The sequence below is a fragment of the Sphingopyxis sp. UBA6723 genome (assembly GCF_002454115.1).
Classification (GTDB): domain Bacteria; phylum Pseudomonadota; class Alphaproteobacteria; order Sphingomonadales; family Sphingomonadaceae; genus Sphingopyxis.
Genome location: NZ_DKIH01000006.1, coordinates 82,103 through 99,241 on the forward strand (window position 1 = coordinate 82,103; position 17,139 = coordinate 99,241).

At 64.7% G+C, this 17,139-nt stretch carries 20 protein-coding genes; 14 read left to right on the forward strand and 6 right to left on the reverse strand.

Translation table 11 applies throughout. The features are described 5' to 3' along the window. Positions 1-87 precede the first annotated feature (87 nt). The 6 genes from B4F07_RS03915 (at position 88) to B4F07_RS03940 (ending at position 4,946) form a co-directional block, all read left to right on the forward strand. Complete coding sequence (locus B4F07_RS03915) at positions 88-936, forward strand: glycine zipper 2TM domain-containing protein (protein WP_293697761.1); 849 nt, start codon at positions 88-90, stop codon at positions 934-936. 187 nt (positions 937-1,123) lie between these two features. Further along, positions 1,124-1,669, forward strand: a complete 546-nt coding sequence (locus B4F07_RS03920) for a hypothetical protein (protein WP_293697763.1) — start codon at positions 1,124-1,126, stop codon at positions 1,667-1,669. Between the two features lie 304 nt (positions 1,670-1,973). Further along, a complete protein-coding gene (locus B4F07_RS03925) occupies positions 1,974-2,498 on the forward strand; it encodes a hypothetical protein (protein WP_293697765.1) in 525 nt (174 codons plus the stop codon). 185 nt (positions 2,499-2,683) lie between these two features. Further along, entirely contained in the window at positions 2,684-4,006 is a 1,323-nt protein-coding gene (locus tag B4F07_RS03930; protein ID WP_293697767.1) for a M28 family peptidase, read from the forward strand. Positions 4,007-4,110: 104 nt separating this feature from the next. Next, positions 4,111-4,545: a PilZ domain-containing protein gene (locus B4F07_RS03935; protein ID WP_293697769.1), complete on the forward strand. Its 435-nt coding sequence runs from the start codon at positions 4,111-4,113 to the stop codon at positions 4,543-4,545. 62 nt (positions 4,546-4,607) lie between these two features. Then, positions 4,608-4,946, forward strand: a complete 339-nt coding sequence (locus B4F07_RS03940) for a hypothetical protein (RefSeq protein ID WP_293697771.1) — start codon at positions 4,608-4,610, stop codon at positions 4,944-4,946. A gap of 248 nt (positions 4,947-5,194) precedes the next feature. On the opposite strand, the gene ctrA is transcribed toward B4F07_RS03940, so the two are convergent. Continuing rightward, positions 5,195-5,902: a response regulator transcription factor CtrA gene (ctrA, locus tag B4F07_RS03945; protein WP_088443381.1), complete on the reverse strand. Its 708-nt coding sequence runs from the start codon at positions 5,900-5,902 to the stop codon at positions 5,195-5,197. A 140-nt stretch (positions 5,903-6,042) separates the two neighbouring features. Continuing rightward, positions 6,043-6,969, reverse strand: a complete 927-nt coding sequence (locus tag B4F07_RS03950; RefSeq protein WP_293697778.1) for a LysR family transcriptional regulator — start codon at positions 6,967-6,969, stop codon at positions 6,043-6,045. A 280-nt stretch (positions 6,970-7,249) separates the two neighbouring features. On the opposite strand from B4F07_RS03950, the gene B4F07_RS03955 reads away from it, so the two are divergent. The 6 genes from B4F07_RS03955 (at position 7,250) to B4F07_RS03980 (ending at position 10,979) form a co-directional block, all read left to right on the forward strand. After that, positions 7,250-7,948, forward strand: coding sequence for a pirin family protein (locus B4F07_RS03955; RefSeq protein WP_293697780.1), 699 nt, complete (start codon positions 7,250-7,252; stop codon positions 7,946-7,948). 124 nt (positions 7,949-8,072) lie between these two features. Further along, positions 8,073-8,669 carry an FMN-dependent NADH-azoreductase gene (locus B4F07_RS03960; protein WP_293697782.1) on the forward strand — a complete coding sequence of 199 codons (597 nt, stop codon included), beginning with the start codon at positions 8,073-8,075 and terminating at the stop codon, positions 8,667-8,669. A gap of 214 nt (positions 8,670-8,883) precedes the next feature. Next, positions 8,884-9,567: an RluA family pseudouridine synthase gene (locus B4F07_RS03965; protein WP_293697784.1), complete on the forward strand. Its 684-nt coding sequence runs from the start codon at positions 8,884-8,886 to the stop codon at positions 9,565-9,567. Further along, on the forward strand, positions 9,560-9,961 hold the full coding sequence (gene arfB, locus B4F07_RS03970; protein WP_293697786.1) for an alternative ribosome rescue aminoacyl-tRNA hydrolase ArfB: 402 nt from the start codon (positions 9,560-9,562) through the stop codon (positions 9,959-9,961). The genes B4F07_RS03965 and arfB overlap by 8 nt, the downstream gene beginning before the upstream one ends. Positions 9,962-9,971: 10 nt before the next feature. Then, positions 9,972-10,562, forward strand: coding sequence for an SOS response-associated peptidase family protein (locus B4F07_RS03975; protein WP_293697788.1), 591 nt, complete (start codon positions 9,972-9,974; stop codon positions 10,560-10,562). A 90-nt stretch (positions 10,563-10,652) separates the two neighbouring features. Continuing rightward, positions 10,653-10,979, forward strand: a complete 327-nt coding sequence (locus B4F07_RS03980; protein WP_293704545.1) for a PilZ domain-containing protein — start codon at positions 10,653-10,655, stop codon at positions 10,977-10,979. 111 nt (positions 10,980-11,090) lie between these two features. Here the strand turns inward: B4F07_RS03980 and B4F07_RS03985 are convergent, their stop codons facing one another. After that, entirely contained in the window at positions 11,091-11,516 is a 426-nt protein-coding gene (locus B4F07_RS03985; RefSeq protein WP_293697792.1) for an EVE domain-containing protein, read from the reverse strand. A 125-nt stretch (positions 11,517-11,641) separates the two neighbouring features. Here B4F07_RS03985 and B4F07_RS03990 point away from each other — a divergent pair, with 125 nt between their 5' ends. Continuing rightward, positions 11,642-12,571: an isopenicillin N synthase family dioxygenase gene (locus B4F07_RS03990; RefSeq protein WP_293697794.1), complete on the forward strand. Its 930-nt coding sequence runs from the start codon at positions 11,642-11,644 to the stop codon at positions 12,569-12,571. Positions 12,572-12,858: 287 nt separating this feature from the next. Here B4F07_RS03990 and B4F07_RS03995 read toward each other — a convergent pair whose 3' ends face one another. From B4F07_RS03995 to B4F07_RS04005, 3 genes are read right to left on the reverse strand one after another with little or no spacing between them, the layout of a single operon-like run. Next, positions 12,859-13,263, reverse strand: a complete 405-nt coding sequence (locus tag B4F07_RS03995) for a ribose-phosphate pyrophosphokinase (protein ID WP_293697795.1) — start codon at positions 13,261-13,263, stop codon at positions 12,859-12,861. Continuing rightward, positions 13,239-14,057 carry a DUF1295 domain-containing protein gene (locus B4F07_RS04000; RefSeq protein WP_293697797.1) on the reverse strand — a complete coding sequence of 273 codons (819 nt, stop codon included), beginning with the start codon at positions 14,055-14,057 and terminating at the stop codon, positions 13,239-13,241. Before B4F07_RS04000 ends, B4F07_RS03995 begins: the two co-directional genes overlap by 25 nt. Then, positions 14,054-14,692 (reverse strand): lysophospholipid acyltransferase family protein, encoded by a 639-nt coding sequence (locus tag B4F07_RS04005; protein WP_293697799.1) that lies wholly within the window; start codon positions 14,690-14,692, stop codon positions 14,054-14,056. The genes B4F07_RS04000 and B4F07_RS04005 overlap by 4 nt, the downstream gene beginning before the upstream one ends. A gap of 128 nt (positions 14,693-14,820) precedes the next feature. Here B4F07_RS04005 and parC point away from each other — a divergent pair, with 128 nt between their 5' ends. After that, the gene (gene parC / locus B4F07_RS04010; protein ID WP_293697801.1) at positions 14,821-17,121 is read left to right on the forward strand and encodes a DNA topoisomerase IV subunit A; all 2,301 of its coding nucleotides are present in this window, start codon (positions 14,821-14,823) and stop codon (positions 17,119-17,121) included. Positions 17,122-17,139 lie beyond the last annotated feature (18 nt).

Sequence of the window (17,139 nt, forward strand, 5' to 3'; positions counted from 1 at the left end):
CAGGGTTAACGGATTCGCGAAAAGCCGCCGATTTTGCTAACAAGCTGTTAACCAATCGGTTCGGGCCGAGGGAACAGGGAGTTAGTCATGCGCACGTTCGTCTTGTTGGGGGTGGCCGCAGGGTCGTTGTTGCTGGCGGGGCGTGCCCATGCCGAAGCGCCGATGATCGATGCGGACGCTGCGACCGACCTGGTGAGCGGCGTGTCGTACCAGCATGACTCGCGCCCGGCGCTCGACTATGGCGCGCCCGCCGATGCCGACGCGCGCGTCTATACCGGCCATGCCGACCGCATCCCGAGCGAAGTCGAATATCGCCGCGTGTCGGGCTACGACGCCGAGGGGCGCTGGACCGGCACCTGGAACGGAACCTATGAAACGCCCGACGGGCGCCGCTACGAGGGCCGCTATGAAGGCTCGGTCGAGGGCCATGGCGCCGGCTATCCGCCGCCGCCGCATCACTATTATGGCGGCGGGTACGACCCGCAGTACGATGCAGAAATGGAACGCCGCTGTGGCCGGGGGGGCACAGTGGGCGGCGCGGTTGTCGGCGGAGTCGTGGGGGGCGTCGTCGGCAACCGCATCGCCGGCAAGGGCAACCGCACCGAAGGCACGATCATCGGCGGCGCGCTGGGCGCGGTCGCGGGCGGCGCGATCGGCGAAACATCGGACAAGAAGAAATGCGAAGCCTGGTGGGCGAGCCGCGGATCGCATTACAGCAGCACGACATACCATCATGGCGGCTATGGCCATGGCTACGGCTATTACACCCCCGGCGTGGTGGTCACGACGATCATCACCGGCGGCGCGCCGGTCGTGACCGAAACGGTCGAGACAACGACCAAGACCTATTATGAGAATGTGCCGGTTCGGAAGCGCTATGTCGCGAAGAAAAAGTGGACGCCGAAACCCAAGGCCAAGCCGCGCTGCGTCTGCTGATGACCCGCAAGGTCTGGTCACCTTGGGTTTGAAGGCCCGCCATCCAAGCGATGGCGGGCCTTTTCCATTTCGGGACTCGTCCCATCGCGCGGGAACAACGGTTCAGCGGCGCGAAAGCATCGGCGGCCTAGACCGGCGACATTCCGGGCCGGACCCTCTTTTGCCGACCCTTGGGGAGGAACCCTTGATGCGTAAATTCACCTGCCTTGCCGCTGCGGCCGCTGTCGTCGTCACCTCGGTCGGGATCAGCGCCGTTCCTGCCGAAGCGCGGTCGCGCCATGGCGGCTGGGGTTATCGCCATCACGACCGGGTGAGCACCGGCGACGTGCTCGGCGGCCTGCTGATCATCGGCACCATCGCCGCGATCGCCAGCGCCGCAAGCAAGGACCGGCGCGCGCGTGCGCCCGACTATCGTTACGAGCCGCCGTATCGCGATAATCAGCGTTACGACGAGCGCGAGCGCGACTATGTGCCGCCGGTCGAAGACCCTGCGGACGACAGCGACGTCCGTGCTTATGGCACCGGCGACGTCCAGAGCCGCGCCGCCGACGCATGTAGCTGGGCGGTCGAGGCCGAAATGGGCGATGATGCGCGCGTCGATCGCATCGACGGCACCGAAGCCAATAACGGCGGCTGGTACGTCACCGGCACCGCGTCACGGCTGGGCGGCGAGATCCGCAGTTTCGGGTGCAGTTATCGCAACGGCCGCGTCGTCAACGTCAATTTCGGCTGACCTGATCGATCCTCCCTGTCGCGCAGCGATGGGGAGGTGGCAACGCAAAGCGCTGACGGAGGGGCCTTTACCCCGCCGTCGCAAAGCCCCTCCACCATCCGCTTCGCGGGGACGGTCCCGCTGGCGCTGCGCGCCGTCTGCGACTCCCCCATCGCTGCGCGACGGGGAGGATTTTTATGAACGCCAGCAAAACCAAGGCTGAACGCCAGATAAGCGACAGGTTCAGCACCGTGTCACCCGCGAATCGGTAGAACCGCTTCAACAGGCTGCAACGCTGCCGCCTGCGCCTGAAGGAGACCGAACCATGGCTATCAAGACCAACCTGACCAAGGCCGCAATTGGTGCGGCCACCGCTGGCGCAATGCTTATGAGCGCCGCACCCGCCGCTGCCCGCGACCGGTACGACCGCGACGGCATTAGCGCGGGCGAAGTCATCGCAGGCGCCGTTGTGCTCGGCGGCCTCGCCGCGATCCTGTCGAGCGGCAACAACGACCGTTATGATCGTTACGACGACCGCTATCGCGGTCGCTACAACGATCCGCGCTACGGCTATGGCTATGATTACAACCGCTATGGCAACAGTCGCAGCGCCGTGAACCAGTGCGTCGGCGCGGTCGAACGCGGCAGCCGCCGTTATGGCAACACCGACGTTACCCAGGTGACGAGCATCGATCGCAAGCGCGACGGGTATAAGGTGAAGGGCCGCGTCGTTGTTCGCGACGGTTATGGTGGCCGCTGGGGTCGTGGTGGCTATTACGACCAGGGCAAATTCACCTGCGACATCCGTTACGGCCGCGTGCAGGACATCCGTTTCTCGGGCCTGCGCTAAAAAAACGGAAAGCCCCTCCCCGTCGGGAGGGGCTTTTTTCGTCGCCCCCGCGCAGGCGGGGGCCGCTAGCCCGCTTGCTCAGCCGCGCTGAGTAAACCGATAGCGGCCCCCGCCTGCGCGGGGGCGACGATCCGTAGGCGGCGATGGCCCTTGCTTCGACCTTACACCCACCGCATGAAGCGGGGATGATCAAACTTAGCTTGCTCGCCGCCCTGCTCCTTGCCGCGCCGATTGCGGCGCAGGCACAGGACGTCACCCCCGCCGCCGACCCCGCGCGCCTGAAAGCCGATGTCGAAAAGCTGGTGTCGTTCGGCACCCGGCATACTTTGTCGTCGGCGACCGATCGCAAACGCGGGATCGGCGCCGCGCGCAATTGGGGCGCCGCCGAATTCGGCCGTATTTCCAAGGCTTGCGGCGGCTGCCTGACCGTCGAGCGGATCGCCGATCGCTTTGACGGGCCGCGCGCGCCGGACGGCGTGATCGTCGAAAATGTCTTGGCAATCCAGAAGGGCACGGGCGATCCGGCGCATGTGATCATCATCGCGGGGCACATCGACAGCCGCGTGACCGACGTCATGAACTTCACCGCCGACGCCCCCGGCGCCAACGACAATGCGTCGGGTACCGCGCTGGTGATCGAGGCGGCGCGGTTGCTGTCGAAACAGAAGCATCGCGCGACGATCGTCTATGCCCTGCTGTCGGGCGAGGAACAGGGGCTGTGGGGCGGGCGCCTGCTCGCACGCCATGCGAAGGAAAAGAGCTGGCCGGTCGCGGCGGTGCTGAACAACGACATCGTCGGTGGCATCAAGGGAACTGACGGCGCCATCGTCGACAACCGGGTGCGCGTGTTCAGCGAAGGCATCCGCGCGTCGGAGGATCTGGCGGCGCAGCTGGCACGCCGCGGCATCGGCGGCGAGGATGACGGCCCGTCGCGCGCGCTGGCCAAGGCGGCGATCCGCGCCGGGCAGCACAGCCCGGCGATCGGACTGGACGTGCTGGCGGTGCGCCGGCCCGATCGTTTCCGCCGCGGCGGCGATCATCTACCGTCGCTCGAACTTGGTTATCCGGCGATCCGCTTTACCGTCGGGATCGAGGATTATGATCACCAGCATCAGGATCTGCGCACCGACAATGGTCGCAAATTTGGCGATACGGTCGACGAAATGGATTTCACCTATCTGGCGCGCGTCACGGCGCTGAACGTCGTGCTGGCCAGCGAGCTCGCCGCCGCACCACCCGCACCCGCCAGTGTCAGCATCGACGGCGCGGTCAGTTCGAACACCACGGTCAAATGGACGCCGGTGAACGGCGCCGCTGCCTATCGCATCCTGTGGCGCCGAAGCGATGCGCGCGACTGGACCGACAGCCGCCAGGTCGCGGGCGATGCAGCAACCGAGCTGGTGCTGCCCGGCGTCATCATCGACGATAATTTCTTTGGTGTTTCAGCAGTTTCAAGCGATGGCAGCGAGAGTATCGTGACGTTCGGCGGGCTGCCCCCCGCACAATAATTACCGAACACGCTATACGAAAATTTACCTTCCGCTGTTACCGCAAGGCTGGGACCATGAATCTCGGCCAACGTGGGGGTTGGGCGACAGCGATGGGTCGCGCCATGTCAATTCCCGAGGCTCCCCCAGCCTCAGCACCTCCAGACGAAAAGCGTCAGCCGCGCCAGTCGCGTCTGGTCAAGGCAGCGCTTGCGTGCAAGCGACTGGGCCAGTTCGACGTGACGATCCGCAATGTTTCGCTGACCGGCGTCGGCGGCCAGGGACCGCATGTGCTGCAAATCGGCGAGCGCATCACCATTTTCCTGTCGGGCCATGAAGCGATGCTGGGCACGGTGCGCTGGGTCGCGGGGACCCGATTCGGGATCGAAACCGACAAGCCGGTCGAAACGTCGCGCCTGCGTGCGGCGAGCAGCGATCAACTGGTCACCGCCGACAGCAAGGTCGATTTCCAGATCGTCCCCGCGCCGCGCATTTCCACCTGGCGCCCTGGCCTGTCACGCGCGACCAGCCTGCCGGGGCATTATGGGGTCAAGCGTTAGCGTCGGCTTTGGGGTGGTGAGCGGACATTGCCAGCTAAGTCGTAAAATGGTTAGATCCTCAAATGAAGTCGGAAACAGGCAAGCTGCCGAAAGGGCACAGCTACCCTCTCAAGCCCTCCTTTCTCGATGAGGCACTTACAAGCGCCGGCATCGTTATCGAAACTCACCTGACGCGGAACGCGGGAAATCTGTTCGATGCGCATTTCTGGCCGGCGAACCAGAACGTGCCGTATGAGAGGCTTTATGTCCGCGCCGGATCGGTGCCGATTGAAGAGGCTGCGAATGCACGTCACCGGGTCGAAAATCACGCAGTGCCCATGCTTGTTAAGTGGGTCGGCGACATACTGGCGATGGATCAGGAATCACCTGTGCGGCGCGAGAAGCAGTATTTAGGCTTATAGGCATTTCTGTCCGTTTGTAGTCGTCTAAAGACATTCGTCATCCCGGACTTGATCCGGGATCCACTGCGGCGCTGAAGTCGTGGACCCCGGATCAAGTCCGGGGTGACGATGATGGATGGGGCGACTAATGGTCGCTTCCGGTCATTGCATGCCAATGGCGATGGCTCGCCCCGAAACCCCAAAGGAAAAACGGCGCGGATTGCTCCGCGCCGGTTTCCCTCGGTTAACTCTTGAGGAGAAGCGAAGCGTCAGGCGACGCGGCGCACCTCATTGCCTTCATCGTCGATGTCGCGCAGGACATAGCCGCGGCCCCAGACCGTCTCGATATAATTTTCGCCCTCGCACGCCAGCGCCAGTTTCTTGCGCAGCTTGCAGATAAAGACGTCGATGATTTTGAGTTCGGGTTCGTCCATGCCGCCATACAGGTGGTTCAGGAACATTTCCTTGGTCAGCGTCGTGCCCTTGCGCAGCGAAAGCAGCTCAAGCATCTGATATTCCTTGCCGGTCAGATGCACGCGGGTGGTGTCGACCTCGACCGTCTTGGTATCCAGGTTGACCGCCAGCTTGCCCGTCTTGATGACGCTCTGGCTGTGGCCCTTCGACCGGCGGACGACCGCATGGATGCGGGCGACCAGCTCGTCGCGGTGGAACGGCTTGGTGACATAGTCGTCGGCACCAAAACCGAATGAGCGCACCTTGCTGTCCATTTCGGAAATGCCCGACAGGATCAGCACCGGCGTCTGCACCTTCGCAGTGCGGAGCTTTTTCAGCACGTCATAGCCGTGCATGTCGGGCAGGTTCAGGTCGAGCAGGATGATATCGTAATCATAGAGCTTGCCCAGATCCAAGCCTTCTTCCCCCAGATCGGTGGTATAGACGTTGAAGCCTTCGGTCGTGAGCATCGTGTCGATCGCCTTGGCGGTCGTCGGCTCGTCCTCGATCAGCAATACACGCATTGGGCACCCCTTGATTGTTTCCCACGACAGCCCTGCTTTTCCGATCAGCTGGCTCTCGTGCGATGCCACCGACCGACCCCTGTTGCGGACTGCCGGAACATTAACCACGAAACTAATGAAGGGAAAAGGTTAATTTTGATTTAACCCGCGGAATCCGGCGAGTCGCGGCCAATACACGACCGCTTCAGCGTCTCGACCAGATGGTCAGCGAGCGCCCGCACGCGCGCTGGGCGCAGCCGCGACGGCGGCGACAGCAGGTGGAGATACGCCTGCGGCATCGACCAATCGGTCAGGATGCGAACCAGCGCGCCCGACGTCAGCGATTCTTCGGCGATAAAGTCGGGCAGCACCGCGATGCCGCCGCCGGCGATCAGCAGCGGGATCATGATGTCGCCATTGTTGGCGAACAAAGGTCCGGTCGGGATCACCGTCGCTTCCTCGCCATCGCGATGGAAACGCAGCGGCAGGGCGCGTTCGCGGTGGCCGTAACCGATCAGCCGATGCGAGCCGAGATCGAGCGGATGGCGCGGGGCGCCGCGCTGGTCCAGATAGGCAGGGCTGGCAATGACCGACGCGGCGACCGGCGCAATGGTGCGCGCGAGCAGGCTGCTGTCTTCCATGCTGGCGATGCGCAGGCTGAGGTCGATGCCCTCGGCAATCAGGTCGTGGCGCGCATCGCTCAGCATGACTTCGATCTCGACCGCCGGGTGCATGGCAAGAAACGCTGCGAGCGGCCCGCCGAGCACCTTGATCCCGAAGCTCATCGGCGCGGCGAGGCGGATCGGCCCCGCCAGATCGACGCGGTCGCCGCGCGCCGCCTCGGTCGCCGCGGTCGCGGCCGCGACCATCGCATGCGCCTCGCCAAGCAATCCCGCGCCGGCGGTGGAGACGGTGACGGTGCGCGAGCTGCGATGGAGCAGCGCGATGCCGAGCGATGTTTCGAGACGCGTCACCGCCTTCGACACGCTCGCCTTCGACATGCCCAGCGATGCGGCGGCGGCGGTAAAGCTGCCGCTGTCGGCAACCGCGGCGAAACAGGCCCAGCCTTCGTAATCGGGTAGCGACATCTGATCCTCCTTTTCACTCCCCTTCAGGGGAGGGCAGCGAGACTTGGCAGCTTGGCTGCCTAATCGCAGTGGGTGGGGTCTATCGGCCTTGCGCTACGCCGACAGACCCCACCCCAACCCCTCCCCTGAAGGGGAGGGGCTTTCCTATCACATTCAAATTGGAAACAATAGATTTCTATCTACGCTATTTCAGAAACGATCTCCATCGCTATCTTGTCCTCAACACCGCAGCATCGCCGGGCATCCCGCCCCGGCGCGGCGCGACAGAAAGGACAAGGCCATGATCGACATTCGCAAATTCGACACGCTGGGCCACGCCAACCACGGCTGGCTCGACGCCCGTCATCACTTTTCCTTCGCCAACTATTACGACGAAGGCCGGATGGGCTGGGGCGCGCTGCGCGTCTGGAACGACGACGCCATTGCGGCGCAGTCGGGCTTCCCCCCGCATCCGCACCGCGACATGGAAATCATCACCTATGTCCGCACCGGCGCGATCACCCACCGCGACAGCATGGGCAACACCGGCCGCACCGCGGCAGGCGATGTCCAGGTGATGAGCGCCGGGACCGGCGTGACGCACAGCGAGTTCAACCTCGAGGATGAAGAAACGACGCTGTTCCAGATCTGGATCATGCCTGATCGGGACGGCGGCAATCCCGGCTGGGGGGCGCGTCAGTTCCCCAAAAATGACCGGTCGGGCCAGTTCGTGACGCTGGCGAGCGGCATCGAGAGCGACGCCGACGCGCTGCCGATCCGCGCCAACGCCCGCGTTGCGGCGGCCACGGTGAATGCGGGTGAGAGCGTTTCCTATGACCTCGAAGCCGGACGCCACGCCTATCTGGTCGCTGCCAAGGGCCGCATTCGGGTCAACGGCACCGACGCCGACCCCCGCGACGGCATCGCGCTGCGCGATGTCGGGACGATCAATGTCGAGGCGCTCGACGACGCCGAGCTGGTGCTCGTCGATAGCCTTTAAGACCCCCGGGCCGCCGCCTTGTCCCCTCCCTTGAGGCGGCGGCCCACCCAGGTGCCGCGAGTTTCCCCCGGCTCGCGGCACCTCCCCTGCCTTCTCTTCCAATTCGAATCAAAGGAGTCATCTCATGTCGCATATTCTTCGCATCGACGCCTCGGCCCGCCACAGCGGTTCGACCACCCGCCAGCTCGCCGACCAGCTTGTCGCGCGACTGGTCGAGCAGGGTTACGGCAGCGCGGTCACCCGCCGCGACCTGGCGCTCACTCCGCCCGCGCTGCTCACGGAAGCCTGGGTCGGCGCCAATTTCACCGACGATGCCGATCGCAGCGACGACCAGCGCGCGGTGTTGGCCCATTCGGACGAACTGATCGCCGAACTCGAAGCCGCCGACACGATCGTCATCGGCGTGCCGGTTTATAATTTTGCCATCCCTGCGGCTCTGAAAGCTTGGATCGACCAGATCGCGCGCGCCCGCCGCACCTTCCGCTACACCGAAACCGGCCCCGAAGGGCTGCTCAAGGGCAAGAAGGCCTATCTGGTCGTCGCCTCGGGCGGCGTGCCGGTCGGCAGCGATTATGATTTCGCCACCGGCTATCTCCGCCACGTTCTCGGCTTTGTCGGCATCACCGATGTGACGATCATTGCCGCCGACCAGCAGATGATGGACGGTGAGGCGGTGAGCCGCGCGACGTCTGCGATTGATGACCTCAAGCAGGCGGCCTGAATCGGCATCCTCCCTGTGGCTTTCGGCCATGGGGAGGATACTCCTTCATTCGTCATCCCGGACTTGATCCGGGATCCATGCAGCGGTCGTTGCTATGGATCCCGGATCAAGTCCGGGATGACGAAAATGGGAAAGTCATTGACAGTTCTTCACTCAAAGCCGCCCCTCACGCCTTTCCGCTTTCGGCTGCCCCCCGCTCCGCCTATAGCGCGCCATGCTCCTTTCAGATCGTGTCCTGTTCCTCGATGGCGAGGCCCTCGTGATCGACAAGCCCGCTGGCCTGCCGGTCGACGCCCCGCGCGACGGCAGCATCAGCCTTGAGAATCATCTCGACCTGCTCAAGTTCGGCTTCAAGCGCTGGCCGCTCGCGGTCCACCGGCTCGACCGTGACACGTCGGGCTGCCTGCTCCTGGCGCGCAATCCCAAGGCGCACGGGCGTTTCACCCGCGCGTTCGAGGATCGCGAGGTCGAAAAACAATATCTGGCGATCGTCGATGGCGTACCCGATGCTGAAAGCGGCACGATCAACCTGCCGCTGAGCAAGGTGTCGACCGCCGAGGAGGGCTGGCGGATGGTCGGCGACCCGAAAGGCAAGCCGTCGATTTCGCATTGGGAAAAGCTGGCGGTAGTCGATGGCCGCAGTTTGCTGCGCTTCCGCCCCGAAACTGGCCGCACCCACCAGATCCGCGTCCATGCGCTCGAAGGGCTCGGCTTCGCGCTGGTCGGCGATCCTGTCTATGGCCGCGGCGGCACCAAGACGCGTACGCTGCTGCACGCCGAACGGTTGGTGGTAAAACGTGACGTCAAGCCGTCAGTAATTGCCGAAGCGCCCTTCCCCGACGCGTTCATCGCGCTGGGCTTTGCCGCGCCGGAGGGAGCCGCCCCGACCCGTGGCTGACATTCCGGAAAGCGCGATTTCGGAGAAGTTTCTCGCCGGGACGGGACCGGGCGGGCAGAATGTCAACAAGGTCGCGACCGCGTGCCAGCTGCGCGTCAATGTCTATGCGTTGGGGCTGACCCCCGATGCCTTCAACCGTTTGAAAACGCTGGCGGGCAGCCGGATGACGACCGACGGCGAGCTGATCATCCTGGCACGGCGGTACCGCACCCAGGAAGGCAACCGCGCCGATGCGCGTGAACGCCTGTCGACGCTGATCGACGCCGCGCTGGTGCGCCCCGAACGCCGGATCAAGACCAAACCGAGCAAGGCCGCCAAAGCGCGCCGAGTCGATAGCAAGAAGGCGCGCAGCAGCGTCAAAGCCGGGCGCGGACGGGTGCGCGGGACCGACTGAAAATCCTGCGATGACAAGTCTTTACCGTCTCGACGCCCCCGCCGCAGCGATCGCCGCTACGTTTGCTGCCGAGGCGGGCGACGACCCATGGACCGGCGATTACATCGCCCCCGGACGCCCCGCGCCGGTGATCGTCAGCGACGGTCGCGGCGGCGCGCGCCGCTTTCTGCGCCCCAAGCTGTGGGGCGTGCCGCCCCCGCCGCGCGGCGATCGACCGGTCACGCACGTCCGCAACCTGCAAAGCCCGTTCTGGATCGGCACGCTGCGCCACGCCGAGCTGCGCTGCCTGATCCCCGCCACCGCCTTTGCCGAGTGGGCGGGGCCGGAGGGGGCGCGTCACCAACACTGGTTTTCGGTGCCGTCGCTGCCGATCTTCGCCTTTGCCGGAATCCACCGTCAGGGCGAGGATTGGCCCTGTTTTGCGATTCTGGCCACCGACCCCAACCGGTTGGTCGGCCGCTATCAGCCGCATGCGATGCCGGTGATCCTGCACCCCGACCAACATGCCATCTGGCTGAGCGGCGAATGGCGCGATGCGGTGGCGCTCGCGACCCCGTTTCCTGGCCAATTGATGGCGGTCAGCGAGGCACCGACGATGTAGGCAGAATTCACCATGTCTCTTCATGTTGAGGTAACCACTGGCGGGCTAAAAGCCCCGAAATGAAGAGATAAATCTGGGGCCAGAACATTGTTGGGCAATCGCATCATCGAAACCAAACGACCCGCCGTCACCGGCCGCCGCGCCGAGCGCGCTCCCGTCAAAGGCCGTGCGCGCTATCGCGAGCCGGGGCTGAACCCGTTCGACGTCGAATTGTTCGACCTGTCATCGACCGGTTTTCGCATGGTTACATTTTTCCGACCGCAGATCGGCAAGCATATCTGGGTCAACCTGCCCGGGCTGCAGCCTCTCGAAGCCGTGGTCCGCCGCGCCGACGGCAATAATTACGGGTGCGAGTTCGTCCACCCGCTGCACCCGTCGGTGGCGAAGCATTTGCAGGTGCAGCTGCGTCAGGGTTGAAAGATCCTCCCTGTGGCGAAGCCATGGGGAGGTGGCAGCGCGAAGCNNTCCACCATCCGCTGCGCGGACGGTCCCCCTCCCCATCGCTGCGCGACAGGGAGGATTTTTAGCTCAACCCCCCGCCGTCTCCGATTTCTGCAAAATATGCTTCCACTCGTCGGGCGTCACGCGCCCGACCGACAGCCGCGACTGGCGGATCAAATCCATGTCGGCGAGTTTGGGATCGGCCTTGATCGCCGCCAGCGTCACCGGATGCTTCAGCGCCCGTACCGGTTCGACGCGCACCACGACCCACGGCGATCCTTCGTCCGCAGTCGGGTCAGGGAAGGCGGTTTCGGTGATGCGCATGATCCCGACGCATTCCTTGCCGATATTGCTGTGGTAAAACAGCGCCTCGTCACCGACCTGCATCGCTTTCAGGTTGAGCTTCGCGGTGTGGTTGCGTACCCCGTCCCACATGCCGGTGCCTTCGCGCACCAGCTGCTCCCACGGATAGACGTCGGGTTCGGATTTCATCAGCCAATATGATTTTGCCATGCCGCTCTCTTAGCAAGCATCGGCGGTTTGAAAAGAGCGAGCCTCTTTCCCTGCCCCGCCGACACCCCTACATGCGGGAACAGAGTCGCGGCGGCCAAAAGCCCCGCCCCAAATTGGATGATGCTATGACCGCCGCTGTTCCGACCATCTCGATGTCGCTGCCCGCCGACCAGTTCGCCAAGGACTTTGGCGCGTCCTTCGAACGCTTCGGCTTTGCGATGATCACCGATCATGGCATCGACCCGGCGCTGATCGACGATGCGTGGGCAAAGGCGAAGGACTTCTTTGCGCTGCCCGAGCAGGTCAAGCGCGCCTATCATATCCCCGGCGGCGGCGGCGCGCGCGGCTACACCCCGTTCGGGACCGAAATCGCCAAGGGCGCGAAGGAAGTCGACCTCAAGGAATTCTGGCACGTCGGCCGCGACCTGCCCGCGGGCCACCGGCTCGCCGCGCAGCAGCCGAACAATGTCTGGCCTGCCGAGGTCGAAGGGTTTCGCGCCGTCTATGACAAATTGTTCGCCGAATTCGACCGCGTCGGCGGCCAATTGCTGTCGGGCATCGCCCGCTACCTGGGCCTCGCGCCCGATTTCTTCGACGACACGGTGCTCGACGGCAACAGCGTGATGCGCCTGCTCCATTATCCGCCGGTCGAAGCGCCCGCCAAGGGCATCCGCGCCGAGGCGCATGAGGACATCAACACGATCACCCTGCTCTTGGGCGCAGAAGAGGCCGGGCTCGAAATCCTCGACAAGGACGGCAGCTGGCTCCCGGTCAGCCCGCCGCCGGGCGCGATGGCGGTCAATGTCGGCGACATGCTGCAACGGCTGACCAACAACAAGCTCCCCTCCACCACCCACCGCGTCCGTAATCCCGATGCGGGCCGTGCGAGCGTGGCGCGCTATTCGATGCCATTCTTCCTGCATTTCCGCTCGGATTATCCGATCGAGACGCTGGAAAGCTGCATCGATGCGGCGCACCCGAACCTGTATCCGACGCCGATTACGGCGGATGAGTATCTGCAGGAGCGGCTGCGCGAGATTGGGCTCAAGAAGTAGCGAACCCCTTGTTCGTCACCCCGGACTTGATCCGGGGTCCAGGCGACGGCGCGAGAATGGATGCCGGATCAAGTCCGGGATGACGAACAAGGGGAGGCTGCTTTGGGGTGGGGAGCGGACATAGCCGATCCTCCCCGGAACGGGGAGGTGGCAGCCCGCAGGGCTGACGGAGGGGTCGAAACCTTTCGTCATGACGCACCGCCGCGGCCCCTCCACCACCGCTGCGCGGCGGTCCCCCTCCCCGTTCCGGGGAGGACCCCTACGTCGCCAAGTGGTCGTTAGTTGCCCTACCGCCCCGCCCAATAATCAAACACCGCCTGCTGCTGCTCGCGGATAAACCGTGCCGCCGTCGCGCCCTCCCACGGGCCTTCGTAACCGAGCAGCAGCGCCGTTCCGCCGACCCACCAGCCCTGCCCGGGCAGCCGGTCGCTTTCGCGTACCACCAGCACCGCCAGATCGGGTTCGCCGTCCAGCGCGCAGAGCCGGTCGACCTCGGCCAAGGTCTTGCACACCGCGCGCATCTTGGGCCGGGTGAAGCGGAACCCCAGGTCGCCGAGCAGTTCGGAATAGCTGACCGCGCGGCCCTCGCGCGCGGCTTCGGTCAGGATCGCGCGGATGCGCGGGGCGTCGCCGAGGGCGCTGGCGTCGGCGGCCAGCGCTTCGCCGCCTAAACCCCCGTCTTTGGCGGCCATGGAATGAAACCGGAGGTGCGCGCGACATAAGCGGCATAGTCAGGCCGCGTCTTGTGCAGCCCCTTTTCGAGCAGCGCCTTGCCCGACCATTTGGTCAGGGTGAAGGTCAGGAAAACCGGCCCGATCACGCTGGCCAGCGCGACCCACGGCCCGATGTCGGCGGCGATCAGCCACAATCCCCACCAGGTCAGCGCGTCGCCGAAATAATTGGGATGGCGGGTATAGCGCCACAGTCCGGTGTCGAGCACCTGCCCCTTGTTCGCGGGGTTCTTGCGGAACGCATCGAGCTGCGCGTCGCCGATCGTCTCGAACGCGATGCCGATCAGCGCCGCGACCACGCCGATGATGGCGAGGATACCGACGCCGTTTGCCACCGCGCCGCCGCTGGCCCAGATGCCGATCTGCGCGGGCAGGCAGGTGATGAACAGCAGCGGCGCCTGGGTCAGGAACACGGTGAGCAGCGCCGTCTTGCCCCAGCTCCATTTCTTCGTTTCCATCGTCCGCGACAGGATCTTGGCATAGCGCGGATCCTCGCCATGCCCCACCCAGCGGACGGTCAGATGGATGGCAAGCCGCAGCCCCCACAGGCTTGTCAGCCCGAGCAGCAATTTGGCGTGCAAAGCATCAAAACCCGCCTGCCACGCCGCCCCCCATGCCAGCAGCACCATGCCGAACGCCCAGAAGGCGTCGATGAACGACACGTCGCGGATCGCCACCGAAATCGCCCACAGGATCAGGATCACCGCCAGCAATCCGGCGAAATTGAGCGCCAGCAGCATCAGCAGGTCGGTCATGCGCGCATCTCCATCTCGTCCGGGCCGTCATCGCCGACAATATCGTCGATCGAGCGCACCGCGCGCTCGGGAATTTTGGGGATGCAGGTGCGATACACCTCGAGCACCTTCATCATATCGGCGCGAAAATCGCCGCTGGGCCAGATCAGCGGGCCAAGCCCGCCGGTTTTCGTCCCATAATCCATGAAGCCGACGACCATCGGCACCTTGGCCGCCATGGCGATCTGGTAAAAGCCGGTGCGCCATTTCGTTGTCTTGCCGCGTGTCCCTTCGGGCGCGACGGTCAGCATGAATTCGGTGCGGCGCGCGAACTCGTCGACCATCTGCTGAACAACATTGCCGCCACCGCGGCGATCGACCGGTACCCCGCCCATCTTGCGGATAAAGCCGCCCAGCGGCCAGCGGAACAGCGACAGCTTGGCCATGAAATAGGGACGAATTTTCAGATCGGCGGTCAGGCCAAGGAAATTGACGAAGTCCCAATTGCTGGTGTGCGGCGCCGCGATCAGGATGAAGCGTCGCGGTTCCGGCACCACCCCGACCGCTTTCCAGCCGCGCAGCCGGTATAATGCCAGCAACAATCGGCGCACCGCCCGTGCCGCCCATCCCGGGGGCTGATCGTCTATTCGCGTCACATACTCTCCTCTACCCACCGCACGGCTTGCGCGAAAGATCGGGGGTTCGCAAGGGGGCGCGATCACGGCGTGTGGCTTTGCGATCGCCCTTTGCCTTGGCGCGCCAGCCTTGCTATCGCGCCGCGACCATGGCGACCACCACCGACGATCCCGACAATCCCGAACCCGTCCCCGGCATGACCGACACGCCGTTCGGCAGCGCGCTGTCCGAACGCTATCTGGTCTATGCGCTGTCGACGATCACCGCGCGGTCGCTGCCCGATTTGCGTGACGGGTTAAAGCCGGTTCACCGCCGCCTGCTGTGGGCGATGCGCGCGATGCGGCTCGACCCGTCGCAGGGGTACAAGAAATCGGCGCGCGTCGTCGGCGACGTCATCGGCAAATTCCACCCGCACGGCGACACCGCGGTTTACGACGCGATGGTCCGCCTCGCGCAGGATTTCTCGCTGCGTTACCCGCTCGTCGACGGCCAGGGCAATTTTGGCAACATCGACGGCGATAACGCCGCAGCCTATCGCTATACCGAAGCGCGGCTGACGCGCGTCGCGATCGACCTGATGCAGGGTCTCGACGAAGGCACGGTCGATTTCAAACCGACCTATAACGGCGAGGACGAAGAGCCCGAAATCATGCCGGGGCTGTTTCCGAACCTGCTCGCCAATGGGGCGAGCGGGATCGCGGTCGGCATGGCGACCAACATCCCGCCGCATAATGCCGCCGAGGTCATCGGCGCCGCGCTGCTGCTGATCGAGAACCCGCAGGCCGAGCTGGCCGAACTGCTCGAGCATGTCAAAGGCCCCGATTTCCCCACCGGCGGCATCGTCGTCGACAGCGCCGAGACGATCGCCCACGCCTATGCTACCGGCCGCGGCAGTTTCCGCGTCCGTGCGCGCTTTTCGACCGGCAAGGCGGACGGCGCGTGGGAAGAGAGCGGGATCGAGAAGCTGCCCGGCGGCACCTGGCAATTGGTGATCAGCGAGATTCCCTATGGGGTCGCCAAGGGCAAGCTGATCGAACAGATCGCGCAGTTGATCGCCGACAAGAAATTGCCGATCCTGGAGGATGTCCGTGACGAGAGCGCCGAGGATCTGCGCATCGTCATCGAACCCAAGAGCCGCAACGTCGACCCCGACATCCTGAAGGAAAGCCTGTACCGGCTAACCGACCTCGAAAACCGCTTCGCGCTCAATCTGAACGTCCTCGACGCGACGCGGACGCCGAAGGTGATGGGGCTGCACCAGCTGCTCACCGAATGGCTCCAGCACCAGATCGTGGTGCTGGTCCGCCGCGCGCAGCACCGGATCGCCAAGATCGACGACCGGCTGGAGCTGGTCGCGGGTTACATCATCGCCTTTCTCAACCTCGACCGTATCATCGAGATCATCCGCACCGAGGATGAGCCCAAGCCGGTGATGATCGCCGAATTCATCCTGACCGACCGGCAGGCCGAAGCGATCCTGAACATGCGGCTGCGGTCCTTGCGCAAGCTGGAGGAAATGGAACTGAAGCGCGAGCAGGCGGACCTCACCGCCGAGCGCGAGGAGCTGGTCAAGCTGGTCGAAAGTCCGCAGCGCCAGCGCACCCGGCTGCGAAAGGATCTGGAAAAGCTGCGCGCGGTTTACGGCCTCGACACGCTGCTTGGCGCGCGCCGCACGACAATTTCCGAAGCCGCCCCGGCGCGCGACATTCCGCTCGACGCAATGATCGAGAAGGAGCCGGTGACGGTGATCCTGTCGAAACGCGGCTGGATCCGCGCCCAGCGCGGCCATGTCGCCGCCGATCAATGGGCCGAATTCAAGTTCAAGGAAGGCGACGAGCTGCTGTTCGCCGCGCACGCGCAGACCACCGACAAGCTGCTGATCGCCGCCAGCGACGGCCGTTTCTTCACCATCGGCGCCGACAAGCTACCCGGCGGGCGCGGGTTCGGCGAGCCGCTGCGGCTGATGGTCGATATCGACCCCGAGGCAAAGATCGTCGCGATGATCCCGGCGAACGCCGACGGGCGCCTGCTGCTCGCCTCGACCAGCGGTCATGGCTTTATCGCGCAGATGGGCGAAGTCGTCGCCGAGACGCGCAAGGGTCGGAATGTCGTCAACCTCAAAAGCGGCGCCCAGCTGGCGATCGTCCGCGTCATTGGGGCGGCGGACGACAGCGTCGCGGTGGTCGGCGAGAACCGCAAGCTCGTCGTCTTCCCGATCAGCGAAGTGCCGGTGATGGCGCGCGGCCAAGGGGTGATGCTGCAACGCTATCGCGACGGCGGCCTGTCCGACGCGGTCAGCTTTGTCTTTACCGACGGGCTAAGCTGGGCGATGGGCGGCGATACCGGGCGGACACGGACCGAAACCGACCTGGCGCCGTGGCGTGTCGCGCGCGGCGCCGCCGGTCGAATGCCGCCAACCGGTTTTCCGCGGAACAATCGCTTCGGCTGACCGCATTTTCCTGTCGCC